The sequence below is a fragment of the Ensifer sp. Root31 genome, from assembly GCF_001424825.1.
Taxonomy (GTDB): domain Bacteria; phylum Pseudomonadota; class Alphaproteobacteria; order Rhizobiales; family Rhizobiaceae; genus Ensifer; species Ensifer canadensis.
This window is the reverse complement of the sequence record NZ_LMCO01000002.1, coordinates 153211-170758: the sequence shown is the minus strand read 5'-3', so window position 1 is coordinate 170758 and position 17548 is coordinate 153211. Positions and strand designations below refer to the sequence as shown.

Here is a 17548-nt window from a genome sequence, read left to right as displayed (position 1 = left end):
CGTTGGTGATGTTCGATTAGTGCAATTTCCTGACCGAAATGTCCATTGAGCCTGGTGGCTCTCCCGAGCAGAGTCTTGTCAAAAGTCAGTTTTGGGAGGAATGCATGCGCACACAGGTCGTCATCATCGGGTCAGGTCCATCGGGCCTTCTGCTCGGGCAATTGCTGACTGGTGCCGGCATCGACAACGTCATCCTCGATCGCGTGAGCAAGGACTACATTCTTGGCCGGGTGCGGGCCGGTGTTCTGGAAGAGGGAACGGTCAACCTGATGGACCTTGCGAAGGCCGGCAAGCGCATGCATGCCGAGGGCCTGCCGCATGACGGCTTTTCGCTCGCCTTCGATGGCCGGGATCATCGCATCGACCTCTACGACCTGACCGGCGGCAAGCGCGTGATGGTCTATGGCCAGACGGAACTGACGCGCGACCTGATGGAAGAGCGCGCGCTCACCGGCGCACCGTCGATCTACACTGCGGCAAATGTCGAGCCGCATGATTTCGATGGCCACAATCCATACGTCACCTATGAACTGGACGGCATAAGTCACCGTATCGATTGCGATTTCATCGCCGGTTGCGACGGCTTTCACGGGATCAGCCGCAAGTCGGTTCCTGAAAAGGCGATCCGCACCTTCGAAAAAGTCTACCCCTTCGGCTGGCTCGGCATTCTTGCCGATGTCCCGCCGGTCAGCCATGAACTGATCTACGCCAACCATCCGCGTGGGTTTGCCCTTTGCTCGATGCGCTCGCAGACCCGCAGCCGCTATTACGTGCAATGCGCGCTCGACGAGAAGATCGAGGATTGGACGGATCAGCGCTTCTGGGACGAACTCAGGCGGCGATTGCCGGCGCACCATGCCGAGGCGTTGGTCACCGGCGCGTCGTTCGAAAAATCGATCGCGCCGCTCCGCTCCTTCGTCGCCGAGCCGATGCGTTTCGGGCGGCTGTTCCTGGTTGGCGACGCCGCGCATATTGTGCCGCCGACCGGTGCCAAAGGTTTGAACCTTGCGGCAAGTGACGTGCACTACCTCTTCGAAGGGCTGCTGGAACATTACCAGGACCGCTCGAATGCCGGGGTCGAGGCCTATTCGACGCATGCCCTAGCGAGAGTGTGGAAGGCCGTGCGCTTTTCCTGGTGGATGACCACGATGCTTCACCGTTTCCCGGATACCGGCGATTTCGACCAGAAGATCCAGGAGGCGGAACTCGACTATCTCACCCATTCGCGCGCGGCCTCGACAGCGCTTGCCGAAAATTATGTCGGGCTGCCGTTCTAAGCCAGGTTGTTCGCCGCGAGATCGCTGCGCAGCATGCCGTAAATGGCGGTGTCCCACCTGATATCGCCAACCCTGGCCGACGACCGCCGAACGCCTTCCCCGATAAAACCGAGCTTCAGATAGGTGCGGATTGCGGCCGTGTTGAAGGTATAGACGTTGAGTTCCAGTCGCTCGAAGCGGGCGTCTGCGAAGAAGCGCGCGATGATGCGCTGGAGAAACGGATGGGCGAGGCCTTGGCCACGAAGCCGCGGATTGATCGCCACGCGGCTGAGCCGACCGACGCCATTTTCCCAGTCGAGCGCGACCTGGGCGTGACCGGCCAGATTGTCGTCGACAATGCCGGCAAACATCCAGCGCGTCGGTGCATCCCCGGATGTCGAAGCCTGCATCTCCTCAAGCTGCGTCTCGTCAAGCGGAAAGCGGAGCCCAGGCCCGCCCCATTGAATGAGCGCTTCGGCGGTCGGGAACCAATCCAGCATGTCGGCAATGTGGTGTCCGGCGAAGATTTCGAGCTGCATTGGATCGATCGCATGGTGGTTTCGGTGAACGGATGAGGGCCGCAATCTCGGCTGACGAGGAGGTTTTGTAAAGGTGGCTCGGTATCCGTTACCGGACGACCGTCAGGCTTTCGGCGCGATAGCCGTTGCCGCCTCGCGGATGGTCTGCATCAGGATGGAAAGCGGCAGCGACGGAATGGAGTCCGCGCGCATCGTCAGGCCAACCGGGCCCTTGGTCTCGCTGGTGTCGATCGGCAGGACCGCAAGTGTGCCATCCTCGATGTCGCTGGCAACGACACCCGCCGAAATGATCCAGATCGCGTCGCTGGCGCGCACGAAGGCGCGGCCGAAGGCGTCGGAGACCGTTTCGATCTGGTTCGGCAGGCCAGGTATGCCGTTGGCAATCAGGAAGTGTTCGACGAAGGGGCGGATGATGGAGGCACGCGTCGGCATCAGCACCGGGTAGTCGCCGAGATGGGCGAAGGCCGATTGCGCGCCGGAAAGTAAGGGATGACCGGCTCGAGCGGCAAAAACCACCTGTTCGGAATAGAGGTGCTCGAAGGAAAAGCCGGTCATCTTTTCCGGCGCCGCCAGCCGGCCGACGACGAGGTCGAGATCGCCGACCCGCAACTGTTCGAGAAGCACGGCATTCTCGCCGGTTACGATCTTGATCCGTGCGCCGGTATCCTCCTTCAGGAACAGCGACATTGCCCGCGGCATGATCCGCGTCGAGACCGTCGGCAATGCTCCGATGCGCACCGGCAAGCCATCACCGGAGCGCTCCTGCGAGACCGAATCGAGCCCCTGGCGCAGTGCCGTTAGCGCCGCACCGGCATGGCGAAGAAAGACCTCGCCATAGCGGGTGATCTTGATGCCGCGTCCCTCGCGCTCGAAAACGGCAACGCCCAGAACCTCCTCCAGCTCGCGGATCGTCTTGGTAACAGCCGGCTGGCTGACATGCAGGAGTTCGGCCGCCTTCATGACGCTCTTCTGCCGTGCGACCTCGACAAAAGTCTGCAGATGACGAAACTTGACCCGAGCGTTGACCATGGAATTCATAACTCGTGAGTTAATGGAATGCCGTGAAATATCATTTTACCTAACCAGATTAAACAGACAATTTGGTTGCAGAGGAGAAGCGCCGTGCAGTTTGCCCGCATCAACGACATCACAATCCACTATCAGGTCATCGGCGCCACGGCCGAGCGGCCGGTGCTGGTCTTTGCCAATTCGTTGGGCACCGACTTTCGCATCTGGCGTGACGTCATCGTGCGCCTTGCCGGCGACTATGCGATCGTTCTCTACGACAAGCGCGGCCACGGTCTCTCCGATATCGGTCCGCTCCCTTACGCGATCGAAGACCACGCCAATGACCTTGCCGGCCTGCTCGACATGCTCGCGGTCAAACAGGCAATCGTCTGCGGCCTCTCGGTCGGCGGATTGATCGCCCAGTCGCTCTATCAACGGCGGCCGGATCTCGTGCGGGCCCTCGTTCTCTGCGATACCGCGCACAAGATCGGCACGCCGGAACTGTGGGCGCAGCGCATCGCGGCCATCGAAGCCCATGGCATTGAGGCGATCGCCGACGGCATCCTTCAACGCTGGTTCACGCCTGAGTTCCGACGCCCTGAAAATGCAGCGTTGATAGGCTACCGCAACATGCTGATCCGCCAGTCGGTAACGGGCTATGCCGCCACCTGCGGTGCGATCCGCGATGCCGATTATACCGAAGCGGCTGGGCGCATCGCCGTGCCCGTCCTTTGCGTCGTCGGCGACCAGGACGGATCGACGCCGCCGGATGTGGTGCTTCGCACGGCTCGCCTTATTCCCGGCGCCCGCTACGAGGTTATCCGCGATGCCGGGCATATCCCTTGCGTTGAAAAGCCGGAGGCATTGACTGCGGTATTGCGCGCCTTTTTCGAGATTGTAACGCATGGAGACAACAGCCATGAGTGATGCCTTCGCGCCCTCCGACCGCTATCGCCAGGGCATGGCGACGCGGCGGGCCGTCCTTGGCGACAACCACGTGGACCGTGCGCAATCGGCCTCGACCGATTTCGACCGGCCGTTCCAGGAACTGATCACCGAGGCGGCCTGGGGACACGTCTGGTCGCGACCGACCTGGACGAAACGCGAGCGCTCGATCGTGACCATCGCGCTTCTGGCAGCACTTGGCCAGGACGAAGAGGTTGCCATGCATGTGCGTGCGACCGCCAATACCGGCGCCAGCCGTGACGATGTCTGCGAGGCGCTGTTGCACGTGGCGATCTATGCCGGCGTTCCGGCGGCCAACCACGCAATCAAGATCGTCAAACAGGTCTTTGCGGAAATGGACGCCGGCAAGGCGGCCTGACGGGAGCAACGAGATGTCCGATAGAGCCGACCGGAAGCCGGAGACCGGGGCCTTTTTTCCCCGCGACAGGAACTGGCATGCGCCGGCGCTGACGCCAGGCTACAAGACCTCCGTGCTGCGCTCGCCGCAGAAGGCGCTGTTGTCGCTCGACGGCACGATCTCCGAAATCACTGGCCCGGTCTTCGGTCATTCGATTCTGGGCGATCTCGACAACGATCTCATCCACAACTTCGCCAAGCCGGGCGAAAGCGCGATCGGCGAGCGCATCATCGTTCATGGGCGCGTACTTGACGAACGCGGCCGGCCTGTTCCCGGCGCTCTTCTTGAATTCTGGCAGGCCAATGCCGGCGGGCGCTATCGCCACAAGAAGGAAAGCTATCTCGCAGCGCTCGATCCGAATTTTGGCGGCTGCGGTCGCACGATCACCGATGAGGAAGGCTTCTATTCCTTCCGCACGATCAAGCCCGGGCCTTATCCCTGGCCGAATGGTGTCAACGACTGGCGCCCTGCCCATATCCATTTCTCGGTTTTCGGCCACGGCTTTGCGCAGCGATTGATCACCCAGATGTATTTCGAGGGCGATCCGATGATCTGGAAGTGTCCGATCGTCAACACGATCGCCGATCGCCGTGCGATCGAGCAACTGATCGCGCCGCTCGATTGGGCAAACACCATTCCGATGGATGCGCGGGCATACAAGTTCGATATCGTCTTGCGCGGTCGCCGCTCGACGATGTTTGAAAACCGCATGGAGGGCAATTGATGGTCCAGGCGCTCGGCTATCTCAAGGAAACCGCGTCGCAGACCGCCGGTCCCTACGTGCATATCGGCCTCACGCCGAATTTCTGTGGCATTGGCGGCGTCTATGACGCCGACCTCGGCACGACAATGGTGAGCGAACACACGCTCGGCGAACGCATCACCGTCAGCGGCCGGGTGCTTGATGGTACGGGGACGCCGCTTCGGGATGCGCTGGTGGAAATCTGGCAGGCGGATGCGGCGGGGCTCCACAATTCGCCCTCGGAAATGCGCGGCGCCGCCGATCCGAGCTTCTCCGGCTGGGGGCGGTGTCCGACCGGTGCAGAAGACGGCGTCTTCCGTTTCGAAACGATCAAGCCGGGGCGCGTGCCGTTCAAGGACGGCCGGCCGATGGCGCCGCACATCACATTCTGGATCGTCGCGCGCGGTATCAATATCGGCCTGCACACACGGATGTATTTCCCCGATGAAGCCGAGGCGAACGCCGCCGATCCCTTGCTTTTGCGCGTCGAGCATCGCCATCGTGTCGCGACGCTTGTCGCGACCGGCAGCGCCCCTAGTTATGTCTTCGACATTCACCTGCAGGGTGAGAAGGAAACGGTCTTCCTCGACATCTGAAACCGGAATGTCACGCGCGAGGCCGATCCGTTGCATCTTGCTGCATGGACGGCGGAAGGCAGAACGTGGCATTCCGTTCAAGCGCGAGCGGGCATCGCGACATCAATCGGGGGGACCATGACCTATTCCGCTTTCGACCATCCCTATCTCTCCGGCCTTCTGGGCGACGAGGCGGTCGCCGCCGAGTTTTCGACTGCCGCCGACATTCATGCGATGCTCTCCTTCGAGGCGGCGCTGGCGCGCGCGGAAGCGATCCATGGCGTCATCCCGGAAAGTGCTGCCGACCGCATCACCGAGGCCTGTCGCGGGTTTTCTCCCGATGTCGCAGCGCTCAGGCGGGCCATGGCTGTCGACGGCGTCGTCGTTCCTGAACTTGTTCGACAGTTGCGTGCGGCCGTCGGTGGTGAGGCTGCAACGCATGTGCATTTTGGGGCGACCAGCCAGGACGTCATCGATACGAGCTTGATGCTGCGCATGAAGGCTGTTGCCGAACTCTTCGGCACTCGTCTTGGCGATGTCGTTTCGGTGCTGGAGGAATGTGACGATCAATGGGGCGAGCGGATGCTGATGGGCCGCACGCGCATGCAGGCGGCGATACCAATCACGGTATCCGATCGCTTGCGCACCTGGATCGAACCGTTGCTCGATCACAAGGATCGGCTGCAGGCGATGGATCGCGACCTCTTTGCGGTCCAGTTCGGCGGTGCGGCAGGCACGCTCGACAAGCTGAAAGACAGGGCCGACGATGTTCGCGCCACGCTGGCCGAGGAACTGGCGCTTGCCGACTTTCCGCAGTGGCACAGCCAGCGTTCCGAAGTTGCCGACTTTGCCAACGCACTGTCGCTCGTCACCGGCAGCCTCGGCAAATTCGGGCAGGACGTCGCGCTGATGGCGCAGCAGGGCGATGAAATCGAACTTGCCGGTGGCGGTGGATCTTCGGCGATGCCGCACAAGCAGAACCCGGTTGCCGCCGAGGTTCTGGTGGCGCTTGCTCGGTTCAATGCGACGCAGCTTTCCGGCATCCATCATGCGCTGGTGCACGAGCAGGAGCGCTCCGGTGCTGCCTGGACGCTCGAATGGCTGATCATGCCGCAGATGGCGGGGGCAACCGCAGCGGCGTTGCGTCTAGCAGCCGAGCTTGCCGGCAATATCAGGCGGCTTGGCTCCGCCTGACGCTTAAGCGCATCGCAATCCCTAGAAGTCGCGACTGCGCTTCAGGTTCTTGTTTTGCGCATGTCGGTATCGCCACTTTTGCGCGACATGCTTTGAGCCGTTAGGGCGAGCCTTTGTTCGCGGCCGCACACTGCTTGTCCAGCCGCTTGAGGAAGACGTTGATCTCGCGCGCCACCTGCAGGTCGCCCTTTTTCTCGGCCACGGATCGCCCCTCAGTCCAGATGCGCCGCGCCTCTTCGATGCGGTTCAGTTTCAGCATCGCCGCGCCGATGAGCTTCCAGGCGGCCGAATAGCTGGGATCGAATTCGATTGCACGCCTGAGGTGGACAAGGGCGGTCTCGGCATCCGTCTCCTGCAGACAGATGCTGCCGAGGGTGAAGCGCAAGAGCGCGTCATCACGCCCGTCGTCCAGAAGTTTTTCAAGCACCTGTCGCATGGTCGCTCCCAAATGGGTGTCCGTTCGCGCCGTTCAGATTGTTGGGCACGAGGTGGCCGATGGCAATGGGCGTCCGCCGGACGTGGCGGCAAAGGGCGCAGGTCTCTCCAGTGCCTGGTATTGCCGCTCGCTCCAGAGCAGCGGGTCGGCGTAGGCGGCGGTTTCCGTGGCGATGATCGTTCCGACAAAGAGCCGGTGGTCGCCGACGAGGATGGAAGCGCTGAGCACGCAGTCGAGCCCGGCGGCGGCACCGAGAAGACGCGGACGGCCGGAGGGCCAATCCGCCCAGATGCCGACGAGATAGCGACTGGCTGCCGCGACCCGGCCGGCGAAGGCATCGGCAACCAGCTCCTGCCCCTGTGCGAGCATCGCCAGCGCAAACCCATCCTGCTTCGAGATGGTGTCCGCAAGCGCGCTACCCGCCTTGATCGAGACGACGATGGACGGAGGGCTCGCGGAAAGCGAGAAGACGGCGGTCGCTGTCCGGCCCAGGCACTCGGAGCCGCTGCCGGAACTGACGACGCAGACTGTGGACGCCAGCCGCGCCATCGTGTCGGCAAACTGAGGTCTGGTGACGGCACGTTCGGCGTGAGCGTCGATATCGACAGAGACGGTCTGGGTCATGGGCGCAATCCGGCTGAGGCATGGGCGTGGCGCCGCCGGCGCGGCGCCACGGTAGGCGTGATCAGGCGGACTTAAGCTCAGCCTCGGCAAACTCGTAGTTCGCCAGCCGGTCGAGGAAATTGCTGACATAGTCGGGGCGGCGATTGCGGTAATCGATGTAGTAGCTGTGTTCCCACACATCGAGACCGAGCAGGGCCTTGCCCTCATTTGTGGCGATCGGGTTTGAGCCGTTGGCGGTCTTCGTCACCTTGAGCTTGCCGCTGGCGTCGAGCACGAGCCAGGCCCAACCGGAACCGAACTGGCTGGTGGCCGCAGTCTTGAACGCGTCCTTGAAGGCGGCGACGCTGCCGAAGTCCTCCACGATCTTCTTCTCAAGACTGTCCGGAATGCGCCCGCCCTTGGGGGAGAGATTGTTCCAGAACAGAATGTGGTTCCAATGCTGTCCGGCATTGTTGAAGACCGGCGCCAACTCCGCCTTGCCGTTGGCATGGCGAACGATGTCTTCCAGCGAAAGGCCGGCGAGGGCCTGGTCCTTTTCAACGAAGCCGTTGAGCGCAGTGACATAGGCCTGGTGGTGCTTGCCGTGGTGGAATTCCAGCGTCTCGGCGCTCATGCCGGCTTCGGCCAAAGCGCCGATGGAAAAGGGTAGGGAGGGGAGTTCGAAAGCCATGGTTGAAATCCTCTTCGGCCGGATGGAACGCAGCGAATGTCTTGTGCGAGATCCATCCGGCGTGTATTTAACAAGACAAATCTTTGTAAATCTCCGGGCAATAATATGTCAAGCGATCACTTGTTAAATCCGGATCAAAGCCGGGGACGTTCGCCGGCCGAACGCATCCTGCTGGCGCTGAAGCTGCATGGGCCGCAGACGGCGGCAGCACTTGGCAAGCGCCTGTCGATATCAGGTGAGGCGGCGCGCCAGCAACTCGTGCGCCTGGCCGAGGAGGGGCTTGTAAATTCCTGGTCGGAGGCGCGGGGCGTCGGCCGTCCCTCGCAGTTCTGGGGGCTGACCGCGTCGGGCCATGCGGAATTTCCCGATACCCATGCGGAGTTGACCGTGCAATTGCTGCGCACGATCCGCCAGACGCTCGGCGACGCTGCCATCGATCGGGTCATCGCGGCACGCGAGGAGGACACACGAACCGGCTATCGCGCAGCGCTCGACGGCGCCAGGAGCCTGCGTGATCGGGTGGAGAAGCTCGTGCGCCTGCGAACCGCCGAAGGTTACATGGCCGGATATGAGGAGGCGGACGACGGCACTTTTCTCTTCGTCGAGAACCATTGTCCGATCTGCGCCGCCGCTGCCAGTTGCCAGGGCTTTTGCCGTGCGGAGATCAATATCTTCCGCGACATTCTCGGTCGCGACGTCGCGGTCGAGCGCACCGAACATATTCTCGCCGGCGCGCGCCGTTGCGCCTATGTCATAGCCCCGGCTCAATCGCGGGCGGTGCACGGTGAGCGTTCCGGCGCCTGATTTTCAGATGCTGTACGGAAATGCTTGTGGCGCCGCGCGACAAACACGGCGTCCAAGGGATGCCGTACCGCTCGAAACACGCTGCCGGTTCAGACAGTAGCGCATTTGGCCGGACGCAACGCGCATCCGGCCTGGCGGACGCGAGGTCTCAGCGTGAGCCCATGCGAAGCGCACCGTCGAGGCGGATGACTTCGCCGTTCAGCATCCGGTTTTCACAGATATGCTGGACAAGGGCCGCAAATTCCTCCGGCTTGCCGAGGCGCTGGGGGAAGGGAACGCTCTTGCCGAGCGAGTCCTGTACTTCCTGCGGCATACCGGCCATCATCGGTGTTTCGAAGATGCCCGGCGCGATCGCCACGACACGGATGCCGTGCCGTGCCAGTTCGCGGGCAATCGGCAGCGTCATGGCGACGACACCGCCCTTCGAGGCGGAATACGCAGCTTGGCCGACCTGCCCGTCGAAGGCAGCGACAGAGGCGGTGTTGATAATGACGCCACGCTCGCCGTCTTCGCCGGGTGTTTCCTTTTCCATCGCCGCCGCCGCGAGGCGGACCATGTTGAATGTGCCGATCAGATTGATGCCGACCGCACGCGCAAAGCTGTCGAGCCGATGAGGGCCGTCGCGCCCAAGTACCTTTTCGCCCGGCGCGATGCCGGCGCAATTCACCAGCCCATTGAGATGGCCGAAGGTATCGACGGCGGTGGCGACTGCAGTTGCGCCATCGGTCTCGCTGGTGACATCCGTCTTGACGAAAAGAGCATTGCTCCCAAGCGCCTCGGTCATCGCCCGCCCGGCGTCTTCGTTGATATCCGCAAGGACGACACGAGCGCCCTTGCCGTGCAGCAGGCGGGCAACGCCGGCGCCAAGACCCGATCCGCCACCGGTCACAATGAAGACTTTTCCGTCGATCAGCATTCCAGAACTCCTCCAATACCGAACTCCGCCACCCTTTGGCACTTGTCGCCAACGACGGGGGCCGGAGCTCACCGCCATCAGGCGGTGATGGCGAGACGTTAGCCTCTTTGAAACGCGGCGGAAATCGGCCGAAGTGATTTTTCATTTTGCGCAGAGGATAAAATTGCTCGTCTTTCGTTCCGACCGATTGGAATGGCGCCGCCGCCGCCGCAAGCAAGGCTCACCGCTAAGGGCTGGTCAAAACCGCAGCAATGGCTTAGAAGCGGCCCGCATCCGGTCGCAGCCCACCCGGTCAAAACAAGGGACCCATTATTATGAGAACTATCGTCATCTGCTCCGGCGGATTGGACTCCGTTTCGCTCGCGCACAGGATCGCGGCCGAGCACGAACTCGTCGGCATTCTTTCCTTCGATTACGGCCAGCGCCATCGCAAGGAACTCGACTTCGCCGCGGCCTGTGCCCACCGGCTTGGCGTTCCACACCAGATCATCGACATCACCGGCGTTGGCCGGCATTTGACCGGATCGGCGCTGACCGATGACGTCGACGTGCCCGATGGCCATTATGCCGAAGAGACGATGAAGGCTACGGTGGTGCCGAACCGCAACGCCATCATGCTGGCGATCGCCTTCGGCCTCGCCTCGGCGCAAAAGGCCGACGCCGTCGCCGTTGCCGTCCATGGCGGGGACCATTTCATCTACCCAGATTGCCGTCCGGGCTTCATCGATGCGTTCCAGAAAATGCAGGACGAGGCGTTGGAGGGCTACGGCACCGTTCAGCTCCTTGCACCCTATGTCAATGTCCCGAAGGCCGCCATCGTTACGGACGGCGCCAAGCACGGCACGCCTTTTGGCGAGACGTGGTCCTGCTATAAGGGCGGTGCACGCCATTGCGGTCGCTGCGGCACCTGCGTCGAGCGGCGCGAGGCCTTCCATCTCGCCGGCGTCGATGACCCGACCGAGTATGCCGATCCGGATTTCTGGCGCGCTGCCACCAGCCGCTTCTCGGCAGAGGAGGTTCGCTGATGTACCGCATCACCAAGGAATTCCACTTCTCCGCCTCGCATCAGTTGAGCCATCTGCCCGCCGATCACCAGTGCGCGCGGCTGCACGGCCACAACTACATCGTCGAGGTCGAGCTTGCCGCCGCGGATCTCGACGACGACGGCTTCGTGCGGGATTATCACGACCTCGCCCCGCTCAAGCACTACATCGACGGCAGCTTCGACCACCGTCATCTCAATGATGTGCTCGGTCACGACCGGGTGACGTCGGAGTGCCTGGCCAGGCATTTCTACGACTGGTGCAAGGAGCGACTGCCGGAAACGTCGGCAGTTCGCGTCAGCGAGACGCCGAAGACCTGGGCGGAATATCGGCCATGACGGGCGCTGCGATCCGCGTCAGCGAGATCTTCGGGCCGACAATCCAGGGTGAGGGCGTGTTGATCGGCCAGCCGACGGTGTTCGTGCGCACAGGCGGCTGCGACTACCGCTGTTCCTGGTGCGATACACTGCACGCCGTTGACAGCGAGTATCGCGAACAGTGGCAACCGATGTCGGTCGAGGAGATCTGGATGGAGGTGAGACGGCTATCGGGCGGCGTGCCGCTGACAGTCTCGCTTTCCGGTGGAAACCCCGCCATCCAGCCGCTCGGGCCATTGATCGATCGCGGCCATGGCGAGGGCTATCGCTTTGCGCTTGAGACGCAAGGCAGCGTCGCCAGGGACTGGTTCGCCGACCTGGACGTCCTCGTCGTCAGCCCGAAGCCGCCGTCGAGCGGCATGGAAACTGATTTCGAGAAACTCGACGAGTGTCTTGCGATGGCGGCCGGTCGGCCGATGACGGTGCTCAAGATCGTCGTTTTCGATGATCACGACTACGCCTATGCCAAGGATATGGCCGGGAGATACCCGGCGCTGCCGGTCTATCTGCAGCCGGGAAACCACACCCCACCACCGCCGGACGACGACAGTGCGACGGTGGACATCGATGGCGTCATGAACCGCATGCTCTGGCTGGTCGACAAGGTAACCGGCGACAAATGGTTCGATGCGCGGGTGCTGCCGCAGTTGCACGTCTTGCTATGGGGCAATCGACGGGGCGTTTAAGACAGGGAAAGCGCTGTCCAAAGTGTGGGTCGGGAGGACGCGCATGCCGCGCGTCACAGGCGGCTAGTCGAGCGTATACCCCTGCGCCACTGCAGTTTGGCAGTGCTAAACAACCCTATCTCTACAATGCTGCGGATCTGCTGACTGCCACCGCTATCCGCATCCCGATATGAGGGGCATCGCCACCGCCCAGACAGGAGCCGTCACGTAGGCTTTCCTGTATCGCGACCGCCTGGCGTCGGTCCGCCTGGTCACCGGTGCCGATGGCAACCTTGCCCAACAGACCGGCTATGCCGCCTTCGGCGAGCGCACCAACACGAGGATTCTCAAAATGAAAGGTACCATTCCCATGTGGTATCTATTACCTCCCTTTGCAGCAGCAACTGCAGCGGCTCGACGGACTGCCAGTCGCCGCCATTCCTGGAGGCATGCCAGGATGATGGAGCCCTGGGGTAGGAGTAGCTTTGATGGTCGTTTCAATTCTTGGCCTGTCGTCGCACCCTTTTGAAGATGAGTTTGCCGGACGTGAGCAACTACGGGAGAGTTCCTCCGAATTCCGGAAGGAGATCATTAAAATCACGGATGGCGTCTTCGCCGCCGTTGGCTACTCGGCGAGCAACGTCACGCTGATCCAGGGGTACAAGGGCTCGATTATCGTCGACACATCCGCGAACCCTGTCGACGCGGAGGCGATCGTGGACGCCTTTGGGGATCGCCTGGTCCGTCCTGTCCGGGCGATCATCTACACCCACAATCACCCGGACCATTCTGGCGGCGCGAAGGTGTTTGTCGGGACTGACAAACCCGAAATTTACAGCCATCAGACGCTGGTGGAATCCGGTCCAGAGTTCGGAAGGGGACCGCGCGACGGCGGCGACGCTTTCGGCACGAAGCTACCCGACAACCTGTTCATCAACGCAGGCACGCAGCTCGAATACGGCCGTGTGACACCGCATACGCGGGAGGGCTACCTGCCGCCGACCCGCACCTTCAGTGGTGACAGCGAGACCATCGAGGTGGCGGGGGTCCGGATGCAGCTCATCCATACGCCAGGAGAATCTCCCGAGAACACGGCCATCTGGATCGCCGACAAGGGCGTGCTAATCCCCGGAGACGATTTTCTCAAATCGTACCCAAACCTTTCGCCGATTCGTGGCCTTAAGCTGCGCCCCCCGGAGAAGTGGATCGCCAGCCTCGACAGGATGCTCGCCTTGAACGCCACCTTCCTGGTCCAGGGTCACATGCGTCCGATCCTCGGGAAGGACGAGGTGCGCAAGGCTCTCGTCGACTATAGGGACGGGATCAAGACCGTCCTCGACCAGACCCTTGCCGGCATCAAGCAGGGAAAGACGCCGGACGAGCTTGTGCAAGAGGTGAAACTCTCTCCTGAGCTGGCAACGAGTCCATACCTGCAAGAGTACTACGGCAGTGTCGCTTGGACCGTACGCGGCATTTACGCCGATTATGTCGGATGGTTCGATGGGAACGCCACCAATCTGAACCCTCTGCCACCTGCGGAGCGTGCCCGCAAAATGCTCGTAATGACAGGAGGGGCAGAGCAGATGATTGCTCGTGCCAGGGAGGCAGTCGAAGCAAAGGAGTTCCAATGGGCGGCCGAGATGATCGATTATGTACTGGCCATTGACCCTGCGAACATAGCAGCCAACGAGATCAAGGCCCGGGCACTAACCGAGTTGGGCGAGCGCCAGATCAATGCCACCGCCCGGAACTATTACCTCACCACAGCTCAGTATCTGTCGAAGGGAAAGGAACAGAACTAGTCTTCACAACGGAGTGGCCGTGACTAGACGGCGTCCGATGCCGGCGTTTTGCGCAACGGTAATGAAAGAGCTCCTATCATGGCTTCGAACACCACACGATAACCAGTTTCCGAGCCCTAGGTCCCTCTCAAACTCGTGCTCGCTCGGATCGCGAAAGGCGGCGACCGATAACCGCGTTCTTTCACAAAGATCGGCTACGTCGCTTACCCAAAAAGGGTGCCGCCAGGCCGCACGGGTATCAACTGCCTGAATGGGGCGTTCTCGATTTTATTTCTACAACATGGACTGACGATCTGCGCAGACCGTGAGACACGCCAGGCCGTAATGCAGGAGCATCCGTCGGCATCACGGTCGCGTCAGTAACATCGAGATGCCTTGTCCAACGCCAATACACATGGTGGCGACAGCTCGCCTTGCTCCTCGAAGTTCAAGTTCCAGTGCTGCGGTCAGCGCAAGGCGCGCACCGGACATGCCGAGAGGATGTCCCAAGGCAATGGCGCCGCCGTTGGGATTTACGTGGGCGGCATCATCCGCAAGGCCTAGCTGCCGCATGCAGGCGAGAGCCTGGGCTGCGAAGGCTTCATTGAGCTCGAGGATATCGATATCGCCGATGCTAACACCGAGACGGTCCAGGAGCTTTCTGGTGGAAAAGACGGGGCCCATACCCATGACGCGTGGAGGAACCCCCGCCGTTGCCATCCCCTCGACGCGAGCAAGTGGCGTGAGGCCGTAGCGTTCGACCGCGCAGCCTGAGGCAAGCAGAAGTGCGGCCGCGCCGTCGTTGACACCGGATGCATTGCCGGCTGTCACGGTGCCATTGGTGCGGAACGGCGTCGGCAGGCTGGCGAGCTTCTCGAACGTTGTCTCGCGCGGATGCTCATCCTCTAAGACGTGCGTCGTCTCGCCCTTGCGCCCTTTGATCGGATAGGGGGCGATTTCGCGCGCGAAGCGGCCATTCTTTTGCGCAGCCGCAGCGCGGGCCTGGCTGCGGAGTGCAAAGCCGTCCTGGTCCGCGCGCGAGATATCAAACTCGGCTGCAACGTTTTCGGCGGTCTCCGGCATGGACTCGATGCCGTACCGTTCTTGCATGACCGGATTGACGAACCGCCAGCCGATCGTTGTGTCGTGTACTTCGGTGCTGCGTTGGAAGGCGTTTTGGGCCTTCGGCATGACGAAAGGCGCGCGCGACATGCTTTCGATGCCACCGGCAATCACGACTTCCGCCTCGCCGAGCCGGATCGCGCGTGCGGCGTAACCGACGGCATCCAGCCCCGAGCCGCAAAGCCGGTTGATCGTCGTGCCAGGAACCGCGTCCGGCAATCCGGCAAGCAAGGCGGCCATGCGGGCCACGTTGCGGTTGTCTTCGCCCGCCTGGTTGGCACAACCGAAGACGACCTCATCGATCGCTTCGGCCGGTACGGACGCGAGGCGCGCCAGCGCCTCGCGGATTACGTGCGCGGCGAGGTCGTCGGCACGGGCGACCGACAAAGCGCCGCCGTATCGGCCGATGGGCGTGCGGACGCCATCAATGATATAGGCCTCGCTCATGATTTCAGGTCCTTGCCTTGCTGCGCGGTAAACATCGGCCCGCCCTTGTGGGCCGGAAAGCCGTAACCGTTGATCATCACCAGATCGATGTCGCCGGGGCGCGCGGCGATGCCTTCGGCCAGCAGCGCCGTTCCTTCATCGACCATCGCCTTCAAAAGCCGGCCCATGATCTCTTCGGCAGTGATGGCTCGCGGCGTTATGTTCTTGGCGGCGCGCGCCGCCTTGATCATCGCCGTCACTTCCGGATCGACGGTGCGCTCGCCGTTGGGGTAGGCGTACCAGCCGCGGCCACTCTTGCGGCCAAGACGGCCCGCCTCGCAAAGCCTATCGGCGATCTCGACATAACGTGCGGCAGGATCCCGCGTCGCGGCCCGCCGCTTCCGGCGCGCCCAGGCGATCTCCAATCCGGCCATGTCATTGACGGCGAAGATGCCCATCGGAAAACCGTAAGCTTCCAAGGCGGCGTCGATCTCGTCGGGCACGGCGCCATCCTCGAGCATGAACTCTGCCTCGCGACGATAGGCGGAGAAGATGCGGTTGCCGATGAAGCCCTCGGTAACGCCGCAGACGACGGGTAACTTGCCCAGGCGTTTGACGAAGGCGAGTGCACTCGCCAGCACATCGGGCGCGGTCTTGGCGCAATCGACGACTTCGACAAGCCGCATGACATTGGCGGGCGAGAAGAAGTGCAATCCGACCACCCGCGACGGATCGGTCGTCGCCGCGGCGATCACGTCGGGATCGAGGTAGCTGGTGTTGGTCGCCAAAATGGTGCCTGGCGCAAGGATGCCGTCGAGCCGGCGAAACAAGTCCATCTTGACCTGGAGGTCGTCGAACACCGCTTCGATGACGAGATCAGCGGTGACGAGGTCTGCCGCTTCAGCGGTGGTCTGTAATCGGACGATGCAGTCGTCGCGTCCATCCGCGTCCATCCGTCCGGAGCGGACGGTTTTGTCGAGTGTCTCGGCAATGCGGGTGCGCGCGTCGGCGGCTGCTTCCTTTGTCTGCTCCAAAGCGATGACGCGACAGCCGCTGGTCAGGGCCGAGACCGCAATGCCTGCCCCCATCAGCCCCGCGCCGACCACCGCAATTGTCTCGATTCTGCGTGGCGAGACTGTCTCTAAGCCTTCGACCTTGCCGGCGGCGCGTTCGGCAAAGAATACGTGCCGCAGGGCAGCGGACTCGACGGAGTCGCGTAAACGCAGGAATGTGCCGCGTTCTTCCGCCAATCCCTGTTTCAGATCGACTTGACCGGCCGCCTTGACGAGACGTACCGCCTCGACCGGAGCGGATTGGCCGCGGGCTCGCGCCAGGACCTTCGCCTCCGCCGCGCTGACGGCTGCTGCGTCCACCGTCGGGACCGCCATCAAGCCGGTGCGACGGAGCGACTTTGCACCCAGTTCGCGCAGGAGCGTAAGGGCGGCGGCTACAGGGTCCGCGGCGGTGCCATCGGCAAGGCCGAGTGCGACAGCTTCGCTCACGTTGACGGTGCGCCCCGTTCCGATGAGATCGATGGCCGCGATCGTGCCGATCAGCCGTGGCAGGCGTTGTGTCCCGCCAGCACCCGGAACGATGCCGAGCTTCACTTCGGGCAGTCCGAACGCGGCCTTTTCTCCAGCTATGCGGCCGTGGCAGGCGAGCGCCACCTCGCAGCCTCCGCCAAGGGCGGAGCCATTCACCGAGCAGACGACCGGCTTTTCGAAAGTCTCGATGCGATCGATCACCTCGGGAAGCATCGGCTCCATGGGAGGTTTGCCAAACTCCTTGATATCAGCACCGCCGATAAACGTGCTGCCCGCACCGGTGATCACGAGACCGGTAATCGTCGGAAGGTCAGTAGCATGATCCAAAGCAGCCATCAGGCCGGACCTGACATGCGCCGACAGCGCGTTGACGGGCGGGTTGTCGATGGTGACGACGAGAGCACCGTCTTCCCGACGGGCGGAAACGCTCTGCGAAAATCTGATCTCTGGCATGTCGGCAATC

At 62.4% G+C, this 17548-nt stretch carries 19 protein-coding genes; 11 read left to right on the top strand and 8 right to left on the bottom strand.

The genetic code is table 11. The features are described 5' to 3' along the window. Positions 1-104: 104 nt before the first annotated feature. The gene (gene pobA / locus ASD00_RS03715) at positions 105-1277 is read left to right on the top strand and encodes a 4-hydroxybenzoate 3-monooxygenase (protein WP_057204742.1); all 1173 of its coding nucleotides are present in this window, start codon (positions 105-107) and stop codon (positions 1275-1277) included. On the opposite strand, the gene ASD00_RS03710 is transcribed toward pobA, so the two are convergent. Continuing rightward, positions 1274-1795 (bottom strand): GNAT family protein, encoded by a 522-nt coding sequence (locus ASD00_RS03710; RefSeq protein ID WP_025429136.1) that lies wholly within the window; start codon positions 1793-1795, stop codon positions 1274-1276. The genes pobA and ASD00_RS03710 overlap by 4 nt on opposite strands. A 102-nt stretch (positions 1796-1897) precedes the next feature. Continuing rightward, positions 1898-2824, bottom strand: coding sequence for a pca operon transcription factor PcaQ (pcaQ, locus tag ASD00_RS03705; protein ID WP_057204815.1), 927 nt, complete (start codon positions 2822-2824; stop codon positions 1898-1900). Between the two features lie 93 nt (positions 2825-2917). On the opposite strand from pcaQ, the gene pcaD reads away from it, so the two are divergent. The 5 genes from pcaD (at position 2918) to ASD00_RS03680 (ending at position 6677) form a co-directional block, all read left to right on the top strand. Beyond that, on the top strand, positions 2918-3730 hold the full coding sequence (pcaD, locus tag ASD00_RS03700) for a 3-oxoadipate enol-lactonase (RefSeq protein WP_057204740.1): 813 nt from the start codon (positions 2918-2920) through the stop codon (positions 3728-3730). Continuing rightward, entirely contained in the window at positions 3723-4127 is a 405-nt protein-coding gene (gene pcaC / locus ASD00_RS03695; RefSeq protein WP_025429133.1) for a 4-carboxymuconolactone decarboxylase, read from the top strand. The genes pcaD and pcaC overlap by 8 nt, the downstream gene beginning before the upstream one ends. 13 nt (positions 4128-4140) lie before the next feature. Then, positions 4141-4890: a protocatechuate 3,4-dioxygenase subunit beta gene (pcaH, locus tag ASD00_RS03690; RefSeq protein WP_057204738.1), complete on the top strand. Its 750-nt coding sequence runs from the start codon at positions 4141-4143 to the stop codon at positions 4888-4890. Next, positions 4890-5504, top strand: coding sequence for a protocatechuate 3,4-dioxygenase subunit alpha (pcaG, locus tag ASD00_RS03685; protein ID WP_057204736.1), 615 nt, complete (start codon positions 4890-4892; stop codon positions 5502-5504). The genes pcaH and pcaG overlap by 1 nt, the downstream gene beginning before the upstream one ends. A 117-nt stretch (positions 5505-5621) precedes the next feature. Next, positions 5622-6677, top strand: coding sequence for a 3-carboxy-cis,cis-muconate cycloisomerase (locus tag ASD00_RS03680; RefSeq protein ID WP_057204734.1), 1056 nt, complete (start codon positions 5622-5624; stop codon positions 6675-6677). 100 nt (positions 6678-6777) lie between these two features. On the opposite strand, the gene ASD00_RS03675 is transcribed toward ASD00_RS03680, so the two are convergent. The 3 genes from ASD00_RS03675 to ASD00_RS03665 form a co-directional block, all read right to left on the bottom strand. Further along, a complete protein-coding gene (locus ASD00_RS03675) occupies positions 6778-7113 on the bottom strand; it encodes a tetratricopeptide repeat protein (RefSeq protein WP_057204732.1) in 336 nt (111 codons plus the stop codon). A gap of 33 nt (positions 7114-7146) precedes the next feature. Beyond that, entirely contained in the window at positions 7147-7737 is a 591-nt protein-coding gene (locus ASD00_RS03670; protein ID WP_057204730.1) for a flavin reductase family protein, read from the bottom strand. 61 nt (positions 7738-7798) lie between these two features. Continuing rightward, positions 7799-8407, bottom strand: a complete 609-nt coding sequence (locus tag ASD00_RS03665; RefSeq protein ID WP_057204728.1) for a superoxide dismutase — start codon at positions 8405-8407, stop codon at positions 7799-7801. 105 nt (positions 8408-8512) lie between these two features. Between ASD00_RS03665 and ASD00_RS03660 the strand changes: the two genes are divergently transcribed. Beyond that, positions 8513-9211, top strand: a complete 699-nt coding sequence (locus tag ASD00_RS03660) for a metalloregulator ArsR/SmtB family transcription factor (RefSeq protein WP_057204726.1) — start codon at positions 8513-8515, stop codon at positions 9209-9211. A 148-nt stretch (positions 9212-9359) separates the two neighbouring features. On the opposite strand, the gene ASD00_RS03655 is transcribed toward ASD00_RS03660, so the two are convergent. After that, on the bottom strand, positions 9360-10127 hold the full coding sequence (locus ASD00_RS03655; RefSeq protein WP_057204724.1) for a 3-hydroxyacyl-CoA dehydrogenase: 768 nt from the start codon (positions 10125-10127) through the stop codon (positions 9360-9362). A gap of 314 nt (positions 10128-10441) precedes the next feature. Here ASD00_RS03655 and queC point away from each other — a divergent pair, with 314 nt between their 5' ends. The 4 genes from queC (at position 10442) to ASD00_RS03635 (ending at position 14014) form a co-directional block, all read left to right on the top strand. Continuing rightward, a complete protein-coding gene (gene queC, locus ASD00_RS03650; RefSeq protein ID WP_025429124.1) occupies positions 10442-11152 on the top strand; it encodes a 7-cyano-7-deazaguanine synthase QueC in 711 nt (236 codons plus the stop codon). Next, positions 11152-11508 (top strand): 6-carboxytetrahydropterin synthase QueD, encoded by a 357-nt coding sequence (gene queD, locus ASD00_RS03645; RefSeq protein ID WP_057204722.1) that lies wholly within the window; start codon positions 11152-11154, stop codon positions 11506-11508. Before queC ends, queD begins: the two co-directional genes overlap by 1 nt. Next, positions 11505-12233: a 7-carboxy-7-deazaguanine synthase QueE gene (gene queE, locus ASD00_RS03640; RefSeq protein ID WP_057204719.1), complete on the top strand. Its 729-nt coding sequence runs from the start codon at positions 11505-11507 to the stop codon at positions 12231-12233. The genes queD and queE overlap by 4 nt, the downstream gene beginning before the upstream one ends. A gap of 467 nt (positions 12234-12700) precedes the next feature. Then, positions 12701-14014: an alkyl/aryl-sulfatase gene (locus ASD00_RS03635; protein WP_057204717.1), complete on the top strand. Its 1314-nt coding sequence runs from the start codon at positions 12701-12703 to the stop codon at positions 14012-14014. Between the two features lie 345 nt (positions 14015-14359). Here ASD00_RS03635 and pcaF read toward each other — a convergent pair whose 3' ends face one another. Both pcaF and ASD00_RS03625 read right to left on the bottom strand, forming a co-directional pair. Next, positions 14360-15562: a 3-oxoadipyl-CoA thiolase gene (gene pcaF / locus ASD00_RS03630; RefSeq protein ID WP_057204715.1), complete on the bottom strand. Its 1203-nt coding sequence runs from the start codon at positions 15560-15562 to the stop codon at positions 14360-14362. Next, positions 15559-17538 (bottom strand): 3-hydroxyacyl-CoA dehydrogenase NAD-binding domain-containing protein, encoded by a 1980-nt coding sequence (locus ASD00_RS03625; RefSeq protein WP_057204713.1) that lies wholly within the window; start codon positions 17536-17538, stop codon positions 15559-15561. Before ASD00_RS03625 ends, pcaF begins: the two co-directional genes overlap by 4 nt. Positions 17539-17548 lie beyond the last annotated feature (10 nt).

What these genes read in the sequence shown, in the direction of transcription:
- pobA (WP_057204742.1), top strand. Translation starts at nt 105, where the DNA reads ATGCGCACACAGGTCGTCATCATCGGGTCAGGTCCATCGGGCCTTCTG.
- ASD00_RS03710 (WP_025429136.1), bottom strand. Translation starts at nt 1,795, where the DNA reads ATGCAGCTCGAAATCTTCGCCGGACACCACATTGCCGACATGCTGGAT.
- pcaQ (WP_057204815.1), bottom strand. Translation starts at nt 2,824, where the DNA reads ATGGTCAACGCTCGGGTCAAGTTTCGTCATCTGCAGACTTTTGTCGAG.
- pcaC (WP_025429133.1), top strand. Translation starts at nt 3,723, where the DNA reads ATGAGTGATGCCTTCGCGCCCTCCGACCGCTATCGCCAGGGCATGGCG.
- pcaH (WP_057204738.1), top strand. Translation starts at nt 4,141, where the DNA reads ATGTCCGATAGAGCCGACCGGAAGCCGGAGACCGGGGCCTTTTTTCCC.
- pcaG (WP_057204736.1), top strand. Translation starts at nt 4,890, where the DNA reads ATGGTCCAGGCGCTCGGCTATCTCAAGGAAACCGCGTCGCAGACCGCC.
- ASD00_RS03680 (WP_057204734.1), top strand. Translation starts at nt 5,622, where the DNA reads ATGACCTATTCCGCTTTCGACCATCCCTATCTCTCCGGCCTTCTGGGC.
- ASD00_RS03675 (WP_057204732.1), bottom strand. Translation starts at nt 7,113, where the DNA reads ATGCGACAGGTGCTTGAAAAACTTCTGGACGACGGGCGTGATGACGCG.
- ASD00_RS03670 (WP_057204730.1), bottom strand. Translation starts at nt 7,737, where the DNA reads ATGACCCAGACCGTCTCTGTCGATATCGACGCTCACGCCGAACGTGCC.
- ASD00_RS03665 (WP_057204728.1), bottom strand. Translation starts at nt 8,407, where the DNA reads ATGGCTTTCGAACTCCCCTCCCTACCCTTTTCCATCGGCGCTTTGGCC.
- ASD00_RS03660 (WP_057204726.1), top strand. Translation starts at nt 8,513, where the DNA reads ATGTCAAGCGATCACTTGTTAAATCCGGATCAAAGCCGGGGACGTTCG.
- ASD00_RS03655 (WP_057204724.1), bottom strand. Translation starts at nt 10,127, where the DNA reads ATGCTGATCGACGGAAAAGTCTTCATTGTGACCGGTGGCGGATCGGGT.
- queC (WP_025429124.1), top strand. Translation starts at nt 10,442, where the DNA reads ATGAGAACTATCGTCATCTGCTCCGGCGGATTGGACTCCGTTTCGCTC.
- queD (WP_057204722.1), top strand. Translation starts at nt 11,152, where the DNA reads ATGTACCGCATCACCAAGGAATTCCACTTCTCCGCCTCGCATCAGTTG.
- queE (WP_057204719.1), top strand. Translation starts at nt 11,505, where the DNA reads ATGACGGGCGCTGCGATCCGCGTCAGCGAGATCTTCGGGCCGACAATC.
- ASD00_RS03635 (WP_057204717.1), top strand. Translation starts at nt 12,701, where the DNA reads ATGGTCGTTTCAATTCTTGGCCTGTCGTCGCACCCTTTTGAAGATGAG.
- pcaF (WP_057204715.1), bottom strand. Translation starts at nt 15,562, where the DNA reads ATGAGCGAGGCCTATATCATTGATGGCGTCCGCACGCCCATCGGCCGA.
- ASD00_RS03625 (WP_057204713.1), bottom strand. Translation starts at nt 17,538, where the DNA reads ATGCCAGAGATCAGATTTTCGCAGAGCGTTTCCGCCCGTCGGGAAGAC.